The following is an 18,141-nucleotide window of genomic DNA, read 5'->3' as shown; positions in this document are numbered from 1 at the left end:
GCCCCCCTCGCTATTTTCCGCGGCCTTTCATCGGAGCTCAGTGAACCATGCGTGCGGAACTCGCCGCGAAAGTCGACGAGGTCAACAAGTCCGTTGAGCTGCTGCGCCAGCATCTCAACGTGGACCGCTCGCGCCGGCGCCTCGCGGAGCTCAATGCCATCGCCGAGGACCCCAAGCTCTGGGACGATCCCGAGCGGGCGCAAAAGATCATGCAGGAGCGCACCTCGCTGGAGGATGCGCTGGGCGCGATCGACCGGGTGACCCAGGACCTGGCTGATAATATCGAGCTGATCGAGCTCGGCGAGATGGAAGGCGACGAGGGCGTCATCTCCGAGGCCTCCGCCGCGCTCGACGCGCTGAAGGTGGAGCTGGCGCGACGCGAGCTGGACGCGTTGCTGTCCGGCGAAGCCGACTCCAACGACACCTATCTGGAAGTCCATGCGGGCGCCGGCGGCACCGACAGCCAGGACTGGGCCGAGATGCTCCTGCGCATGTACCGGCGCTGGTGCGAGCGGCACGGCTTCAAGGTGGAACTGGTGGATGAGTCCGCCGGCGAGCAGGCGGGCCTGAAGTCCGCCACCATCATCGTCAAGGGCCACAATGCCTATGGCTGGCTGAAGACGGAGGCCGGCGTGCACCGCCTGGTGCGCATCTCGCCGTTCGATTCCAATGCCCGCCGCCAGACCTCGTTTGCCTCCATCGACGTCTATCCGGTCATCGACGACCGCATCGTGGTGGACATCAACGAAAGCGACGTGCGCGTGGACACCATGCGCTCCGGCGGCGCCGGTGGCCAGCACGTGAACAAGACCGAATCGGCCGTTCGCCTGACCCACATTCCCACCGGCATTGCGGTGGTCTCGCAGGGCGACCGCTCCCAGCACAAGAACCGGGCCACCGCCTGGAACATGCTGCGCGCCAAGCTGTTCGAGATGGAACTGAAGAAGCGCGAGGAAGCCGCCGCCGCCGAGCAGGCCGCCCGCACGGACATCGGCTGGGGTCATCAGATCCGCTCCTATGTGCTCCAGCCCTACCAATTGGTGAAGGATTTGCGCACGGGCGTGACCTCCGGCACCCCCCAGGAGGTGCTGGACGGCGATCTCGATCCGTTCATGGAAGCCGCCCTCGCCCAGCGTGCCTATGGCGGCGGCCCCGCCCAGGTGGAGGACGTGGACTGACGTCCGACGGGCGGCCGAGCGGCCGCCCGAGCTTCCTTCAAGTCTCTTTCTCTTTATTCAAGTGATTTGAAAGAAGCCTTAATGCTGCTAGCGTTCCCTTGCCGCGCACGCCCGCGCGGGCCACTGGCGAGGGAAACCGCATGGCTGGCGATCATCACCCCCACGGCACCCATCCCAACCTCGAAGCGCCTCACCCCGCTCCCGGCGTCATGGAAGGCGGCGGCACCGTGCCGTTTCGCCTGCCGGCGGGCGCGCTGACCTATCTGGACCGCGCCTCCTACATCTCCAACATGGAGGTGGTTTCCTATTTTCCCGACATCAAGCTGATGATCTTCGGGGACGAGCATTCCTGCCTCTGGGCGCGGGGCGCGCGGCGCATGCTCGCCTATCAGGGCGGCTTTGTGGACATCACCGATCCCTTGAAGGCCAGCGTGATTGGCGAGAGCGGGCTCGGCGTCTTCCAGAGTTGCGTCTTCAACACCGCGCTGAAGAAGTGGATCCGCGTGGTCGCCCACCAGATGCCGCTCACTCCCGGCACGCCCCAATATCCGCGCGGCAAGTACCATCCCGATTATGCCCGCAAGTCGATGGAGGATCCGGGCTTTCGGGGCATCAAGACCTATGACGTGACGAACCCTGAACGGCCGGTCCTGCTCAACGCCTTCGAAACCGGCGCCACCGGCCACGGCGTCCATGCGCCCTTCTATGATGGTGGGCGCTATGCGTATCTGGCCTGCGGCTGGGACGACCAGATGCGCATGGAGAGCACCGAGCGTGTCTTCTCCAACGGCCTCATGATCGTCGACATGGCCGATCCCTCAGCGGTAAAGGAAGTCTCGCGCTGGTGGGTGCCGGGCCAGCGGCTGGAGGAAGAGGCCCTCTATCGCGCCACCTATCCCTTCGCCGGCGACCAATGCTCATGGACCTCCAACCGCACCCCCTGCATCGTGCCCAAGCGCGTGGAGGATGGCGGTCGGATCGGTTATGGCGGCTGGGGCCATTTCGGCTTTTATGTCCATGATCTCTCGGACATCACCCGCCCGAAGGTGCTGGGCAAGGTCGCCCATCCGCTGGAGGCGATCGGCGGCATTCCCTTCCACCATGTGGTGCCGGTGGAAGCCGACCCGCAGACCCACCCGCACCTCCAAAATCTCGTCATCGGCATCCCCGAGAGCCTGGAGGCCGATTGCCGTGAGCCTTTCCATACGAGCTATGTGATCGATGTGAAGGACCCGGAAAAGCCGCGCATCATCGGCCTCTTCCCCCGCCCCATCCCCCATCCGGACGCCCCCTATAAGGACTTCGCCATGGCACGCGGGCGGTTTTCCTCGCGGGTGATGCAGCACTGGATCGCGCCGGGGAAGGCGCGGCCGGAGATCGTCGCCCTGTCCTACCTCAATGCCGGCCTGCGCCTGTTCGACATTTCCGACCCCACCGCGCCACAGGAGGTGGCCTATTTCGTCCCGCCCCGGGATGGGGAGATCGAGGATTATATGAGCTGGCGGCGGGGCACTTCGGAGGCGGTGTTCATCGAGTGGGACCGCAACCTCATCTGGCTGTCCACCCATGCGGGGCTCTACTGCCTCTCTGCCCCGTTCCTCGGCGCGCCGGTGCTGGAGCCCAAGGCGGTGGAGCGCTGGTCGGTGCCCCATGTGAATGCGGGTTGGGACGACTGACCGGCGGGCCGGGCGGCCTCCGCTACAGGGCACCGGGCGGGCGGGGAGGGCGTGCCTCCCGCCCGCCGCGAATCACAGCGCCTGTGCGGCGGCGAGCACTTCGGCGGCGTGGCCGTCCACTTTCACCTTCGGCCACACCTTCGCGACCGTTCCGTCGCGGTCGATGAGCAGGGTGACGCGCTCTATCCCCATATATTTGCGGCCATACATGCTCTTTTCCACCCACACCCCATAGTCGGACAGCATCTGCGTCTGCTCGTCGGAGGCCAAGGGGAAGGCGAGGTCATACTTGGCCTTGAACTTGTCTTGGGCGGCCACCGGATCGGCGGAGACTCCAAGGATCGCCGTCTCCGCCTTCTCGAAGTCCTGCCGAAGTCCGTTGAATGCAATGGCTTCCTTTGTGCAGCCTGAGGTGTTGGCTTTGGGATAGAAGTAGAGCACCAGCTTGCGGCCAGCGAAGTCCTTGAGCGACACCTCCCCGCCGCCGTCCCGCTTGAGGGAAAATGCGGGTGCGGGCGTGCCGGGCGCGGGAATCTTCGTCATCTGCCTTCCTTTCGACGTGAGCGCGTCCTACCGGCAGGACATCCAGGCGGACCTCGGTTAAGTCCGGGTCTTGCCTGACACCATGGATGGTCCATTCTGCCGGCCTTGGAAAGGCGGTGCGCAGCGCAGCGGGGCACGATGAGGGCGCGGAGCACGACGTGGGGATGAGCGAAGAGAGCGGCTCGACCGTTGCGGGCGGCCGCCATCTGCGACGGGGGCATGTGCGGGGTCTTGCCGGTGCGCTGGTGCCGCGCGGGCGTTTTGCGCGCATCCTCGTCTGGTCGCTGGTGTGGCTGGTGGCGCTGGCGGGCGCGCTGGCGCTGGGCGTCTATGGCTTGGTCGCAACGGGCGTGCTGACGGCCAACATGGCCACCCCCTATGTGGAACGCGCCATCGAAGCCCGCCTCGGTGGCGAATATGACGTCCAGATCGGCGCCATCGCCTTCGAGACCATGAAGAAGGGCTCAACCGCTCTGGTGGTGCGCGACATCCGCGTGCTCGGCCCCAAGGGCGAGCTGATCGCCTCCGCCCCCTCCGCCGAGGTGGAGATGGAAGGCTCCATCCTGACCCTCTCGCCCAAGGTGGGGCGCCTCGATCTGATCGGCGCCGAAATGTTCGTGAAGATCGCGGCCTCCGGCAGCCTGGCGGTCTCCACCGGCAAGGGCGCCAAGCCCATCACCTCCACACCCGTCGCCCCCGCCCCGCCCGTGGTGGCGCCGGCGCAGTCCTCGGCGCCCGGTGCGCCGGCCGTTCCGGCCGCCAACGGGGCCGCGGGCATGGATCCTCTGGTCCTGCGGGTGCTCGCCCAATGGATGGAGGACCTGGACAACGGCGTGTTCGATGGCGGCGCGTTGCGCGAGATCGGCATCCGCGATGCCACCGTGGAGGTGGAGAACGAATCCAACGGCCGCCGCGTCACATTCGACGATATCTCCATCTCCCTGAACCGTCCCGATGGCGGCGGCGCGGTGCTCACCTTCAGCACGGAAGGGCCGAGCGGCACCGCGAGCCTGACGGCCGGGGTGGGACCCGTCACCGGGAACGAGCGCTCGCTCACCTTCGAAGTGAAGAATGTGGAGACCGAGGACCTGGTCCACGCCTTCACCCAGGACTGGAAGCGCTTCTACATGGACATGCCGCTCAATGCGTCCGTGTCCGCCCGTATCGCCCGCGATGGACGGGTGCTCGCGGGCGAGGCGCATGTGGAGCTGGGCGCCGGCCAGATCGGCAATGGCGAGGACCCGCAGGAGCGATTCGTCCTCGATTACATGAAGCTCGGGCTGAAACTCGATCCCGCCCGGCGCATCATCACCATCGATCCGCTCGGCGCTGGCAAGAATGCCAATATCGTGGCGCTGACCGGCGAGATCACCGTGCCCGCCACCGCTGGCGCCGAATGGCCCTATGTGCTGCGCCAGCAGAAGGTGCTGTTCGCCGGCCCGGAAATGCCCGACCCGCCGCTGGTGATGGATACCGTCTCCGTTACCGGGCGCTATGTGCCCGCCGACAAGCGCCTGATGTTCGACACCGGCACCCTCGCCGGCCCCACCGGGTCGCTGACCTTCGCGGGCATGGTGGATTTCGGCATGGACGTGCCCACCATCAAGCTGAACGCTACCGGCTCGCGCATGCCGGCCTCCACCGTGCGGCGCTTCTGGCCCGTGAGCATCGCCCCGCCTGCGCGCGCCTATGTGCTGGAGAACCTCTCCGGCGGCACCGTCGACGGCACCAAGGTCACGGTGAACATGCCCATCGACCTGATCGGGCAGAAGGAAGTGCCGCTGCCGGAGGACGCGGTGCATCTGGAGATGACCGGCTCCGGCTTCACCCTAATGGCACTGAAGGGCCTGCCCCCTTTGCGCGACATGCGCCTGTCCGTGGTGGTGACCGGGCGCTCCGTGCGCGTGGATATCCCCGAAGGCACCGTGGTGACGCCGCAGAACCGCAAGCTGGCGGTTTCCGACGGGGTCTTCTTCATGCCCGACTATTTCCCCCGCGAACCCAAGGCGCAGGTGCGGGTGAAGTTTGCCGGGCCCGCTGATGCGGGTGTTGAGATCTTGGGCATGGACGCCCTCAAGGGCCCCACCGGCACCGCCTATGATCCCGCAACCACCCGGGGCAAGGTTTCGGCCCTGGTGCAGATTAATATCCATTTCCGGAAGGTGGCCGATCCTACAGACACTGACTATTCGGTGGAGGCGACGCTCACCGATTTCGGCCTCGACAATGTGTTCGCCGGCCAGCGGGTGGAGGGCGCCACCGTCTCCGCTTTCGCGACCCCCGCGGGCATCCTCTTGCGCGGCGACGGCAAGATTGCCGGCGCGCCCATGAATTTCGAATACGAGAAGCGCAAGGACGTGGCCGACGCCGACATCAAGGTGAACGCCACCCTGGATGACAGTGCCCGCGGCAAGCTGGGCGTGAACCTGCCCGCCGTCAGCGGGCCGGTGCTGGTGCGCCTGGTGGGTACCACCAACAACAAGGACACCCGGGCCAATATCGAACTCGACCTCACCAATGCCCGCATCAGCGACCTGGTGCCCGGCCTCACCAAGCCAGCGGGCAAGCCGCTGAAAGCCAAGTTCGCCTCGGTGGACAGCGGCTCGTCGCTGAAGATCAATGACCTGACGTTGGAAGGCTCCGGCACCCTCATCAAGGGCTCGCTGGAATTGTCCAATGCGGGCGAGGTGAACGGGGCCAACTTCCCCGTCTTCCAGATTTCCGACGGCGACAAGGCGAGCCTGAAGGCGGACCGGGCAGGCGATGTGCTGAAGGTGAAGATCACCGGCGAGGTGATCGACGCCCGCGGCATCATGAAGAGCCTCATGAGCACTCCGGCCACCGCCGCCACTGCCAATTCGTCGAGCGCGGCGGCGCGGCGCGAACAGCGCCAGAACCGCACCGGCCAGGATGTGGACGTGGAGGCCAAGATCGGCGCCCTCACCGGCAATCATGGCGAGGTGCTCCGCCAGATGGACCTGTCGCTGGGGCGCCGGGGCGTGGAACTGCGCAGCTTTCAGTTGAGCGCCAAGGCGGGGCGCGACGGCACCGTGGCCGGCGAGATCCGCGGCATGCCCAACGGCAAGCGGGCCATGCTGGTCACCACCTCCGATGCCGGCGCGGTGCTGCGCTTCCTCGACGTCTATCCCAAGATCGACGGCGGCGAGATGTGGGTGGTGCTCGACCCCCCCCGCTCCGATCCCTCGCCGCAGGAAGGCACACTCAACCTGCGCGACTTCGTGGTGCGCGGCGAGCCGGGCCTTGCCATCCTCTCCGACGCCGCCCGCGATTCCTCGGGCAAGGCGGAAGCCGGCACGGCGGTGTTCCAGAAGGCGCAGGCCAAGTTCACCCGCACCCCCGGCGCCATCGCCGTGCGCGAGGCCGCCATCTGGGGGCCGGTGGCGGGCGTGACGCTGGACGGCTCGGTGGACTTCATCGCCGAGCGGATCGGCATTCGCGGCACCTATGTGCCCGCCTATGGCCTCAACAACCTGTTCTCCAAGCTGCCGGTGATCGGGGCGCTGCTGGGCGGCGGGCCCAATGAGGGCCTGGTGGGCGTGACCTTCGAGATTGTCGGCCCCTTGAGCGGCCCGCGCCTCACTGTGAACCCGCTCTCCGCCGTGGCGCCGGGCTTCCTGCGCAAGATGTTCGAGTTCCGCGACCAGAACGACGCCCCGCCTGTGCCGCCACGATAAGGCGGACCGCGCCTTCCCGCTCCATCCGGGCCGCGTCCTAGCGTCCAGCGCGGGTATTTTCCGGCCGCCCCGGAACCAATAGCCCCGCTTGGGAATTTATCCTGCCGAGACGGAGGCTTGTCCCGGACGCGCGGCGCCGGTTCAAAGAGCGTCCGTCTCTCAACGACTTGGCATGTGATGTCCCGGGCGGGTGACCGCTGCCCGAACGGCTTCGCGCGCCTCGGCAGGAGATGATTTTCCCATGAAGACGACCTTGATCGCGTTCGCCACCGCTGCCGCCCTGATCGTGCCCCAGGCGGGCGCCATGGCGCAGAATGCGGTCGCCACCGAGACCTTCACCGCCGCTCGTCCCACCGACGTGCTCAGCTACAACCTCATCGGCCTGAACGTGGTGAACGGCCAGAACGAGAGTGTGGGCGAGATCAAGGATCTCATCCTCTCTCAGGGCGAGCTGGCCGGCTACATCCTCTCCGTGGGCGGCTTCCTCGGCATCGGCGAGCGCTATGTGATCGTGCGCCCCAATGCCATCAAGATCGCCTATTCGGACAAGGACGCCAAATGGACGGCGGTGATGAACACCACCCGCGACGCCCTCAAGGCCGCCCCCGAATTCAAGTATGAGGGCCGCTGGAAGCGCTGACCGGGCGCCCTCGTCCCGAGCAACCCCTGAAAACGGAACCGCCCGGCGTTAAGCCGGGCGGTTTCTTGCGTCACACCGGCTTCAGCAGCACATGCCGCTTCTTTCCCAGCGAGAGCTTCAGCAGTCCCTCGGGGGTGAGGTCACGCGGCGTGAGGACGGCCTTTTCGTCGGCGACGCCCGCATCATTCACCTTCAGGCCGCCGCCCTTGATCTGCCGGCGGGCTTCCGAGGTGGAGGCGACGAGGCCTGCGGTCACGAATGCGGTGGCCACCGGCAGGCCCACCTCCAGGGTCGCGGCGGGGACTTCGATGGTGGGCAGGTTCACCGCCAAAGCGCCTTCCTCGAAGGTGGCGCGGGCGGTGGCGCGGGCGTCCTCGGCAGCCTGGCGGCCATGCAGAAGGGCGGTGGCCTCGGTGGCGAGGATTTCCTTCGCCACATTGATCTCCTGGCCTTCCAGCGCGCCGAGCCGGGCGATCTCGTCCAGCGGCAGCTCGGTGAAGAGCTTCAGGAAACGCACCACGTCCGCATCGCCGGTATTGCGGAAATATTGCCAATATTCGAACGCCGGCAGCAGGTCGCTATCCAGCCACACGGCGCCGCCCGCCGTCTTGCCCATCTTGGCGCCCGAGGAGGTGGTCAAAAGCGGCGTCGTCAGCGCGAACAGGTCGGCGCCGTGCATGCGCCGGCCCAGTTCCATGCCGTTGACGATGTTGCCCCACTGGTCGGAGCCGCCCATCTGAAGCACGCAGCCATGGCGCTTGTTGAGCTCCACGAAGTCGTAGGCCTGCAGGATCATGTAGTTGAATTCGAGGAAGGTGAGCGGCTGCTCGCGCTCCAGCCGCAGCTTGACCGAATCGAAGGTCAGCATGCGGTTGATGGTGAAGTGCGGCCCCACCTCCCGCAGCAGCGGGATATATTTCAGCTCGTCCAGCCAGTTGGCATTGTTCTCCATGATCGCCCCGGCATCGAAGTCCAGGAAGCGGGAGAAGACGCGGCGGATGGAGGCGATGTTGGAATTGATCTGCTCGTCCGTGAGCATCTTGCGCGCCTCGTCCTTGCCGGACGGGTCGCCGATCTTGGTGGTGCCGCCGCCCATGAGCGCGATGGGGGTGTGCCCGGTGCGCTGGAGCGTGCGCAGCATCATGATGGACAACAGGTGCCCGGCATGGAGGCTGGAGGCGGTGGCATCGAAGCCGATATAGGCGGTGATGGGCCCTTCGCACGCCTTGGCATCCAGGCGCTCGGCGTCGGAGCACTGGTGGATATAGCCGCGCGCCTCGAGGGTGCGCATGAAGTCGGAGCGAAAACCAGTCATGGGGGCCCGTGCGAAAAGGCTTCGGAAAGGGGGCTCCTTTAACAGGGTTTGCCGATAAATGCATCGGTCGTGCCGGGGGAGCTGTCATGCGGGCTTTGGGGCTGATGAGCGGCACGTCCATGGACGGCATCGACGCCGCCCTCATCGACACGGACGGAGAGGGGGTGCACTGGCTCGGGCCGTCCCTCACTTTGCCCTATGGGGAGGACGACCGGGCGCTCCTGCGCGCGGCGCTGGAGGACGCACGCGGGTTGAACAGCCGGGACGGCCGGCCGGGCGCGCTCGCGGCGGCGGAACGGCGGATCACGGACCTTCATGCGCAGGCGGTGCATGCGCTTCTCACCCCGCTGCGCCTGTCCCCCTCCGACCTCGACGTGGTGGGCTTTCACGGCCAGACCGTCTTCCATCGCCCTGAGGCGGGGCTTACCGTGCAGATCGGGGAGGGTGCGCGCCTCGCGCGGCTCCTCGGCACTCGGGTGGTGGCCGATTTCCGGGCCGCCGACGTGGCGGCGGGCGGGCAGGGCGCCCCTTTGGTGCCGGTCTTTCACCAGGCGCTGGTGGCCAGCCTCAACCTTCCCGGTCCGGTGGCGGTGCTCAATGTGGGGGGCGTGGCCAATGTCACCTGGCTCGACGGCAAGGCCGATCCCATTGCTTGCGACACCGGCCCCGGCAATGCGCTGATCGATGATTTCGTTTTTGCCCGCACCGGTCTGCCGTTTGACGAGGGCGGCCGCATCGCCGCATCCGGCAGGCTGGACGAGGCGGCTCTGGCCGATCTCCTCCGCCATCCCTTCTTCACCGCTCCGCCGCCCAAGTCTCTGGATCGGAACGATTTCCGCGCCTTCGTGGCGGATCGCGCCGGCCTTTCCGGCCGCAGCACGGCGGATGGGGCTCTGCTGCTGACCGCGCTCACCGCCGCGGCGGTGGCGGCACTGGTCCCCCTCCTGCCGCGCCCGCCTGAGATGTGGATCGTCGGCGGGGGCGGGGCGCGCAATCCCGTGCTGCTGGGACAGTTGGAGGGGCGCCTCCACCGCCCCGTACGACCGGCGGAGGCGGTGGGCTGGTCGGCGGATGCCCTGGAAGCCCATGCCTTCGGGTATCTGGCGGTGCGCGCGCTGCGAGGCCTGCCCTTGACCTTTCCCACCACAACGGGGGTCTCGGCCCCCCTCACGGGCGGCTTGATTTTTCAAGCGGATTGACCGCCGCCGGGGGGATGCGCGGCTAAATGGTTGCGCTAGACTACCTCCCGGAGGGGCCGCCAGCGGGGGAAAAGCGGGCGATCCGTCAGGGTGACGAAAAAGGCCCAGCGGGGGGAATATGGAAGCGCACGGATCCCACAAGATGCACCGTGACATCGGGCTCGTGGGCCTGACGTTCGTCGCGGTCAGCGGCATCATCGGCTCGGGCTGGCTGTTCGCGCCGCTGCTTGCTGCCCAGCATGCGGGTCCGGCCGCGCTGATCGCCTGGATCATCGGCGGCGTCGCCATGCTGCTGCTGGCGCTCACCTTCGCGGAAATCTCCGCCATGCTGCCGGTGCCTGGCGGCGTGGCCCGCGTGCCCTTGTTCAGCCACGGCAATTTCGTCTGCACCATGATGGGCTGGAGCGGCTGGGTGGGCTATACCACGCAGGCCCCCATCGAGGTGGAGGCCATGCTGCGCTATGTGGGGCCGCACGCCAACTGGCTTTATGTGGCCGGCCCCGGCACCGATTTGTCCTGGACCGGCATCGCCATCTCCATGACGCTGCTGGCGGTGTTCGTGGTCATCAACGCCATCGGTGTGAAGTTCTTCGCCTATGTGAACAGCTCCATCACCTGGGCCAAGATCGCCATCCCGCTGATCCTGGTGGTGATGTTGCTGGCGACCCGGTTTGAGGTCTCCAACTTCACCGACCATGGGGGTTTCGCGCCATTCCAGTGGGCGGGGGTGATGAGCGCGGTGTCGTCCGGCGGCGTCATCTTCTCCTATATCGGCTTCCGCCATGCGGTGGACATGGCCGGCGAGGTGCGCAATCCCGGCTTCACCATCCCGACCGCCCTGATCCTCTCGGTCTTCATCTGCTTCCTGATCTATGGCGGGCTGCAACTGGCCTTCATCGGCGCCCTGAAGCCGGAGGAGCTGGTGAATGGCTGGGGGTCGCTGAAGCTGTCCTCCGACTATGGCCCGCTGGGCGCGGTGGCGAGCGCGCTAGGTCTCATGTGGCTGGTGAGCCTGTTGAACGTGGGCGCGGTGGTCGGTCCCATGGGCGGCGCGCTGGTGGCGACCGGCTCGTGCGCCCGCATCAGCTTCGCCCTCGCCGAAAACGGCCTCTTCCCGCGCCTCATCGCCACCTTGTCGGACCGGGGCGTGCCGTTGACCGCCCTGTTCATGAACCTTGCCGTGGCGGTCTTCACCTTCATCCTCCTGCCCTTCGAGGAGGTGGTGAAGCTGAACGAATCCGCCATCATGCTGTCCTTCATCGTCGGCCCGGTGGGGGTGGTGGCGCTGCGCTATATCCTGCCCACGGCGCGCCGGCCCATCGTGCTACCGGCAGTGAAGGTGCTGGCCTGCGCCGCCTTCGTGGTGTGCGGTCTCATCATCCTGTGGGCGGGCTGGAGCACCGTGTGGCGCCTCGGCCTGTGCCTGGCGGCGGGTGCGGTGCTGTTCTTCACCTATGGGGTACGGCACATCAAGGGTACGACGGACCTTGCGGAGGCGGCCTGGCTCGGGCCCTATTTCGTTGGCATGGGCGCCATTTCGGGACTGAGCACATTCGGCGGCATGGGGGTCCTCACCCACGGCCTTGATACTCTCCTGGTGGTGCTGCTCTCCATCGGCGTCTTCTACCACGCGGTGCGCTGCCGCCTGAGCGAGGCGAAGTTCCGGGCCTATGTCTCCGACGAGGTGCTGGCGGAGGCACAGATCGGCGATCATGGCGTGGTGCGCGCGGAAAGCGCCTTGCGCCACAAGCACTGAGGCGAGACGGGTCCGGACCGCAAAAAGGGAGCTGAAACGCAAAGCGCCCGGCCGAGGGCCGGGCGCTTCAGATGTCTCGCACGCGGCGCCGCAAGGCGCCGGGTCAGGCTCAGGCCGCGCTGTCCTTGCGCGTGCCGGGCAGGCGCTTGTCGAGATAGGTGCCCACCACGCTCATCAGCTCGTCATTCTTGCCGTCGAAGAAGTGGTTGGCGCCGGGCACGATCTGCTGCTCGATGACGATGCCCTTCTGGGTTTTCAGCTTGTCCACCAGGGTCGCCACCGCCGAGGTGGGGACCACCGCATCCTTGTCGCCATGCACAAACAGGCCGGACGAGGGGCAGGGGGCGAGGAAGGAGAAGTCATAGAGGCTCGCCGGGGCGGCCACCGAGATGAAGCCTTCCACCTCGGGACGGCGCATCAGCAACTGCATGCCGATCCAGGCGCCGAAGGAGACGCCGGCGATCCAGCAGGCGCGCGCATCGGGATTGACCGATTGCGCCCAGTCGAGCGCCGCGGCGGCGTCCGAGAGTTCGCCCGTGCCGTGGTCGAACGAGCCCTGGCTGCGGCCGACCCCACGGAAATTGAAGCGCAGCACCGAGAAGCCGCGGTTCACGAACTGGTAGTACAGATTGTAGACGAGCGGGTTGTTCATCGTCCCCCCGAACTGGGGGTGGGGATGAAGAATGATGGCGATGGGGGAATTGCGCGTCTTTGCGGGCTGATAGCGACCTTCGAGCCGCCCCTTCTCGCCGGTGAAGATGACTTCTGGCATGGAGTCCGCAACCTCTGGGGGGCGCGGCGAAGTCGGGGATCTCGTTTCCGGGTGCCCCGGAATCGCGCGTCCCGCTCGGACGTCAGTGCTCGACGTCTTGACTCAGCCCGGACGCCACCCTATCTATTTAGAATAATTCTAATTTATCCCAGCCGGGCGTGCGAGAGTGGTCTCGCGGCAAGGCAGGATCGGATGAAGTTTGAGGTATGACCGAGATCGGGCGCAATTGCAAGCCTTGGCTCGGGCGGAAGGATGGCTCCTTCTCGCACGCGCAGACCTGTGTCCGCGCGCCAGCCTCTATGCCTCTCATAATCTTCAAGCTAAGGGGCGCGGCATGAGCGCCGCCTCCCTCACCTCCCCACGCACGGTCGCCTATCTCGACCACAACGCGACCTCCCCCCTGCGTCCCGCCGCCCGAGCGGCCTTTCTTGAGGCGCTGGAGGCGGGCGGCAATGCCTCGTCCGTGCATGCGGACGGGCGCGCCGCGCGCGCGCGTCTCGAGCGGGCGCGAGGGCAGGTGGCGGGGCTCCTGGATGTGGATCCGCGCGGCGTGACCTTCACGTCGGGGGCTACCGAGGCGGCTTGCGCCATCCTTCACCCCGATCTGGAGATTGCCGGCCGGCCAGTGACCTGCGATGTGCTCCTCGTCTCCGCCGTGGAGCATCCCTGCGTCCTGTCGGGTCACCGTTTCCCGGTCGACAAGGTCGAGGTGATCCCTGTGGACGAGGCGGGCGTAATCGACCTCAAAGTCCTCGAAAACCGGCTCGCCGCCCTTGCCGCCATGGGTCTTCGCCCCTACCTCTCGCTCATGGCCGCCAATAACGAGACGGGTGTCCTCCAGCCGGTGGCGGAGGCGGCAGAGCGGGTGCACGCGGTCGGTGGCGTCGTCCATTGTGATGCGGTCCAGGCCGCCGGGCGGGTGGAGACCACTTGCGCCGCCTTGCAGGCGGATTTCGTCACGCTGTCCGCCCACAAACTGGGCGGGCCGCAGGGGGCGGGTGCCCTGGTGGCCGCCCATCCCGACAGCCGAGCCCGCGTGCCCTTGATGGCGGGCGGGGGCCAGGAGCGGGGCCGACGGGGCGGCACGCAGAATGTGCCGTCCATGGTCGGCTTCGGCGCTGCTGCCGCCGACGCGGCGGCCCATCTGAGCGCAGAGGCCATGCGCCTGACGGGCTTGCGCCGCCGCCTCGAAACGGGGATTGTGGAACGGCTCCAGGACGCGTGGATCGCGGGGGCGGGTGCGGCGCGCCTGCCCAATACGGTCTGTGCGGTGTTTCCGGGCCTCAAGGCCGAAACCCTGGTGATCGCGCTCGATCTCGCCCATGTCCGCGTGAGCGCCGGGTCTGCCTGCTCCTCGGGCAAGGTCGGTCCCTCGCATGTGCTCGCGGCCATGGGGGCGGCCTCCGGCCTCGGGCCGGAGGCGACGGCGGGCGCCATACGGTTTTCGCTCGGCTGGTCGAGCGGGGAAGAGGATGTGGATCTGGCGCTGGCGGCTCTTGGCCGCGCGGTGCCGCGTTTGAGCAGTCGCCCGGCACGGGTGGCATGAGGACTTGACCCGCGGGCCTTGAACCCGCGCGGGAGAGGAGACAGGAAGATGCCTGCGGTCCAGGAGACGATCGACCTCGCAAAGTCGATCGACGTCGATCAGTACAAGTATGGGTTCGTCACCGATATCGAGAGCGAGAAGGCCCCCAAGGGCCTGTCGGAGGACACCGTCCGCTACATCTCGGCCAAGAAGAACGAGCCGGAATGGATGCTGGAATGGCGCCTCGACGCCTTCCGCCGGTGGCTGACCATGGAGGAACCCACCTGGGCCCGGGTCAGCTATCCCAAGATCGATTTCCAGGACTATTACTATTATTCCGCCCCCAAGGCGAAGCCCAAGTCCCTGGACGAGATCGATCCCGAGATCCTTGCCACCTATGACAAGCTGGGCATCCCGCTGCGCGAGCGCGAGGCGCTGCTGGGCATCGAGAGCGGCGCGCCCAAGGTGGCGGTGGACGCGGTATTCGACAGCGTGTCGGTGGCCACCACCTTCAAGGCGGAGCTGGCCAAGGCCGGCGTCATCTTCTGCTCCATCTCGGAAGCCATCCGCGAGCATCCCGACCTGGTGAAGCAGTATCTGGGTTCGGTGGTGCCTGTCTCGGACAATTTCTACGCCACGCTCAACACGGCGGTCTTCTCGGACGGCTCCTTCGTCTACATCCCCAAGGGCGTGCGCTGCCCCATGGAGTTGTCGACCTATTTCCGCATCAATGAGCGCAATACGGGCCAGTTCGAGCGCACCCTCATCATTGCCGACGAGGGCGCCTATGTTAGCTATCTGGAAGGCTGCACCGCGCCCCAGCGCGACGAGAACCAGCTCCACGCCGCCGTGGTGGAACTGGTGGCGCTCAAGGATGCGGAGATCAAATATTCCACCGTCCAGAACTGGTATCCCGGCGACAAGGACGGCAAGGGCGGCATCTACAATTTCGTCACCAAGCGGGGCGATTGCCGCGGCGCCAATTCCAAGATCTCCTGGACGCAGGTGGAAACCGGCTCGTCCATCACCTGGAAGTACCCGAGCTGCATCCTGCGCGGCGACGGCAGCCAGGGCGAGTTCTATTCCATCGCCATTTCCAATGGCTACCAGCAGGTGGATTCCGGCACCAAGATGATCCACCTCGGCAAGAACACGTCGAGCCGCATCATCTCCAAGGGCATCGCCGCCGGCCATTCGGACAACACCTATCGCGGCCAGGTGACCGCCCACCGCAAGGCCACCAATGCGCGCAACTTCACCAATTGCGATTCGCTGCTGATCGGCGACCGCTGCGGCGCGCACACGGTGCCCTATATCGAGGCGAAGAATTCCAGCGCCGTCTTCGAGCACGAGGCGACGACCTCGAAAATCTCCGAGGACCAGATGTTCTATTGCCTCCAGCGCGGCCTCTCCGAGGAGGAGGCGGTGGCGCTGATCGTCAACGGCTTCGTCAAGGACGTGCTCCAGCAATTGCCCATGGAGTTCGCCGTGGAGGCCCAGAAGCTCATCGCGGTGAGCCTGGAAGGCTCGGTGGGCTGAGGCCCGATGCTCTTCGCGGCCGGGGTGTCCGGCCGCATCCCTTGTGATCGCGCGCCCCGCGCGGCCCCATGTCAGGGCGCCGCGGCCGGCGGCAGCGCCAACGAAACGGACACGACCATGGCTCTGCTCGAAATCAAGAACCTGCACGCCCGCATCGAGGACAACGACATCCTGCGCGGCCTCGACCTCACCGTGAACCCAGGTGAGGTGCACGCGATCATGGGGCCGAACGGCTCTGGCAAGTCGACCCTGTCCTATGTGCTCGCCGGCAAGGAAGACTATGAGGTCACCGACGGCGAGGCGCTGCTCGACGGGCAGAACCTGCTGGAGATGGAGCCGGACGCCCGCGCCGCCGCCGGCCTGTTCCTGGCCTTTCAGTATCCCATCGAGATCCCCGGCGTCGCCAACATGACCTTCCTGCGCACGGCGCTGAACGCCCAGCGCAAGGCGCGCGGCGAGGAGGAAATCTCCACGCCCGACTTCCTGCGCTTGGTCAAGCAGAAGGCGGCGCCGCTTGGCATCTCCCAGGAGATGCTGCGGCGCGGCGTCAATGTAGGCTTTTCGGGCGGCGAGAAGAAGCGCAACGAAATCCTCCAGATGACGCTGCTGGAGCCCAAGCTCTGCATCCTCGACGAGACCGATTCCGGCCTCGACATCGACGCGCTGAAAGTGGTGGCCGAGGGCGTGAACGCTCTGCGCGGCCGCGACCGGGGCATGGTGGTCATCACCCACTATCAGCGCCTGCTGAACCACATCGTGCCCGACGTGGTGCATGTGATGCACAAGGGCCGCATCGTGCGCTCCGGTGGCAAGGAGCTGGCGCTGGAGCTGGAAGCCTCCGGCTATGCGGCCTATGGCCAGGACGCGGCGTGAGGATCGGTCGATGAACATCCAGAACCAGCCGCCGCGCACCGCGGCCGAGGAGGCCCTGAAGGGCTTTCTCGATGCCCGCCTCGTCTCCGATCCGGTGGAAGGTCCGCTCGGCGCCCGCATCAGCGAGCTGCGCCGATCCGGCGCCGACGCTTTTGCCCGCTTCGGCCTGCCCCACCGCCGGGTGGAGGAGTGGAAATACACGGATCTGCGCGCCCTGCTGCGCACCGCGCCAACCCCCGCCGGGGCGCTGTCCGATGCCGATGCGGCCGAAGGCTCGTTCCGGGCGCTGTCCATCCCCGGCGCCCGCCGCATCCTGTTCGTGAACGGTGTGCTCTCTCGCGCCCATTCGGACCTGCACGGCCTGGAGGCCGGCCTCTCGGTGCTGCCGCTCGCCAGCGCGCTGGCCGGTGGCCGGGGCGCTGTTGAAAGGCTCGGCATGCTCGCGCCCGAGCGCTATGACGGTCCCTATGCCCTCAACACCGCCTATCTGGGCGAGGGGCTGGTGATCCATGTGGCCGAGGGCGCGAAGATCGAGCGTCCCCTTCACGTCGCTCACATCTTCACCGGCGACGAGCCGGCCACCCTGTTCTCCCGCCGCCTGGTGGATGTGGCTGACGGCGCAAAGCTGACGCTGGTGGAGAGCTTCCAGGGCCTCGATGGCCGGGCCTATGTGACCAATGACGCCATCGAGCTGTTCGTGGGCGATCACACCCACGTCGACTATGTGCGGGTGCAGGAGGAGGGCGATGCCGCCCTGCATCTGGGCACCTTCCTGACCCATCTGGGCAAGGACGCGAAGTTCCATTCCTTCGCGCTCACCTCGGGCGCGGCGGCCTCTCGCCTGTCCGTCTATGGCCGCTTCGCCGGCGCCCATACGGAGGGCGCGCTGCGCGGGGCCACCCTGGCGCGCGGCCGGCAGCATGCGGACATTACCCTGCTGCTCGACCATGTGGTGCCCCATTGCGAGAGCCGGGAATTGTTCAAGACCGTGCTCGCGGACGAGGCCAAGGGCGTGTTCCAGGGCAAGATCATCGTCCATCGCGAGGCGCAGAAGACCGACGGGCGCATGATGAGCCAGTCGCTGCTGCTGGGCGAGGCGGCGGAGATGGACAACAAGCCGGAGCTGGAAATCTTCGCCGACGACGTCCAGTGCGGCCACGGCGCCACCGCCGGCGCCATCAACGAGGACCTGCTCTTCTATCTCATGGCGCGCGGCATCCCCGCCAAGGAAGCGGAGGCGCTGCTGATCCAGGCCTTCGTGGGCGAGGCCATCGAGTTCGTGGAGCATGACGAATTGCGCGAGGCCCTCATGACCCGCGCCGTCACCTGGTTGAAGAAGCGCGCCGGCTGAAGACGCGGGCGCGTCATGGCCGGGCTTGGCCCGGCCATCCATGAGGCGCCGCCGGGGACGGAGTCCAGCCTGTTGGGGC

Annotated in this window: 13 protein-coding genes; 10 read left to right on the top strand and 3 right to left on the bottom strand. The window is 66.8% G+C overall.

All coding sequences use genetic code 11. The features are described 5' to 3' along the window. Positions 1-47 precede the first annotated feature (47 nt). Both prfB and PV781_RS15045 read left to right on the top strand, forming a co-directional pair. Entirely contained in the window at positions 48-1,178 is a 1,131-nt protein-coding gene (gene prfB, locus PV781_RS15050; protein WP_274776440.1) for a peptide chain release factor 2, read from the top strand. A 140-nt stretch (positions 1,179-1,318) separates the two neighbouring features. Beyond that, positions 1,319-2,854 (top strand): LVIVD repeat-containing protein, encoded by a 1,536-nt coding sequence (locus tag PV781_RS15045; protein ID WP_274776439.1) that lies wholly within the window; start codon positions 1,319-1,321, stop codon positions 2,852-2,854. Between the two features lie 72 nt (positions 2,855-2,926). Here PV781_RS15045 and PV781_RS15040 read toward each other — a convergent pair whose 3' ends face one another. Continuing rightward, positions 2,927-3,397, bottom strand: a complete 471-nt coding sequence (locus PV781_RS15040) for a peroxiredoxin (RefSeq protein ID WP_274776438.1) — start codon at positions 3,395-3,397, stop codon at positions 2,927-2,929. Positions 3,398-3,483: 86 nt separating this feature from the next. Between PV781_RS15040 and PV781_RS15035 the strand changes: the two genes are divergently transcribed. Continuing rightward, positions 3,484-7,092, top strand: coding sequence for a YhdP family protein (locus PV781_RS15035; protein ID WP_274776437.1), 3,609 nt, complete (start codon positions 3,484-3,486; stop codon positions 7,090-7,092). Positions 7,093-7,333: 241 nt separating this feature from the next. Then, on the top strand, positions 7,334-7,732 hold the full coding sequence (locus PV781_RS15030) for a PRC-barrel domain-containing protein (protein WP_209102403.1): 399 nt from the start codon (positions 7,334-7,336) through the stop codon (positions 7,730-7,732). A gap of 70 nt (positions 7,733-7,802) precedes the next feature. Here PV781_RS15030 and tyrS read toward each other — a convergent pair whose 3' ends face one another. Then, positions 7,803-9,047, bottom strand: coding sequence for a tyrosine--tRNA ligase (tyrS, locus tag PV781_RS15025; RefSeq protein WP_274776436.1), 1,245 nt, complete (start codon positions 9,045-9,047; stop codon positions 7,803-7,805). Between the two features lie 86 nt (positions 9,048-9,133). Between tyrS and PV781_RS15020 the strand changes: the two genes are divergently transcribed. Both PV781_RS15020 and PV781_RS15015 read left to right on the top strand, forming a co-directional pair. Beyond that, positions 9,134-10,246 carry an anhydro-N-acetylmuramic acid kinase gene (locus PV781_RS15020; RefSeq protein ID WP_274776435.1) on the top strand — a complete coding sequence of 371 codons (1,113 nt, stop codon included), beginning with the start codon at positions 9,134-9,136 and terminating at the stop codon, positions 10,244-10,246. Between the two features lie 142 nt (positions 10,247-10,388). Further along, complete coding sequence (locus tag PV781_RS15015) at positions 10,389-12,002, top strand: APC family permease (RefSeq protein ID WP_274776434.1); 1,614 nt, start codon at positions 10,389-10,391, stop codon at positions 12,000-12,002. Positions 12,003-12,111: 109 nt separating this feature from the next. Here PV781_RS15015 and PV781_RS15010 read toward each other — a convergent pair whose 3' ends face one another. Continuing rightward, the gene (locus tag PV781_RS15010; RefSeq protein ID WP_274776433.1) at positions 12,112-12,774 is read right to left on the bottom strand and encodes an alpha/beta hydrolase; all 663 of its coding nucleotides are present in this window, start codon (positions 12,772-12,774) and stop codon (positions 12,112-12,114) included. 334 nt (positions 12,775-13,108) lie between these two features. Between PV781_RS15010 and PV781_RS15005 the strand changes: the two genes are divergently transcribed. The 4 genes from PV781_RS15005 to sufD all read left to right on the top strand — a co-directional run bounded on the left by PV781_RS15005 (position 13,109) and on the right by sufD (position 18,062). Then, positions 13,109-14,320, top strand: a complete 1,212-nt coding sequence (locus PV781_RS15005; protein WP_274776432.1) for a cysteine desulfurase family protein — start codon at positions 13,109-13,111, stop codon at positions 14,318-14,320. A 48-nt stretch (positions 14,321-14,368) separates the two neighbouring features. Next, positions 14,369-15,838 carry a Fe-S cluster assembly protein SufB gene (gene sufB, locus PV781_RS15000; RefSeq protein ID WP_274776431.1) on the top strand — a complete coding sequence of 490 codons (1,470 nt, stop codon included), beginning with the start codon at positions 14,369-14,371 and terminating at the stop codon, positions 15,836-15,838. 117 nt (positions 15,839-15,955) lie between these two features. Next, positions 15,956-16,711: a Fe-S cluster assembly ATPase SufC gene (sufC, locus tag PV781_RS14995; RefSeq protein ID WP_274776430.1), complete on the top strand. Its 756-nt coding sequence runs from the start codon at positions 15,956-15,958 to the stop codon at positions 16,709-16,711. Positions 16,712-16,721: 10 nt separating this feature from the next. Beyond that, a complete protein-coding gene (sufD, locus tag PV781_RS14990; RefSeq protein ID WP_274776429.1) occupies positions 16,722-18,062 on the top strand; it encodes a Fe-S cluster assembly protein SufD in 1,341 nt (446 codons plus the stop codon). Positions 18,063-18,141: the final 79 nt, after the last annotated feature.

The sequence above is a fragment of the Aquabacter sediminis genome (genome assembly GCF_028863665.1).
Taxonomy (GTDB): domain Bacteria; phylum Pseudomonadota; class Alphaproteobacteria; order Rhizobiales; family Xanthobacteraceae; genus L1I39.
This window is presented reverse-complemented; position numbering and strand designations above follow the sequence as displayed.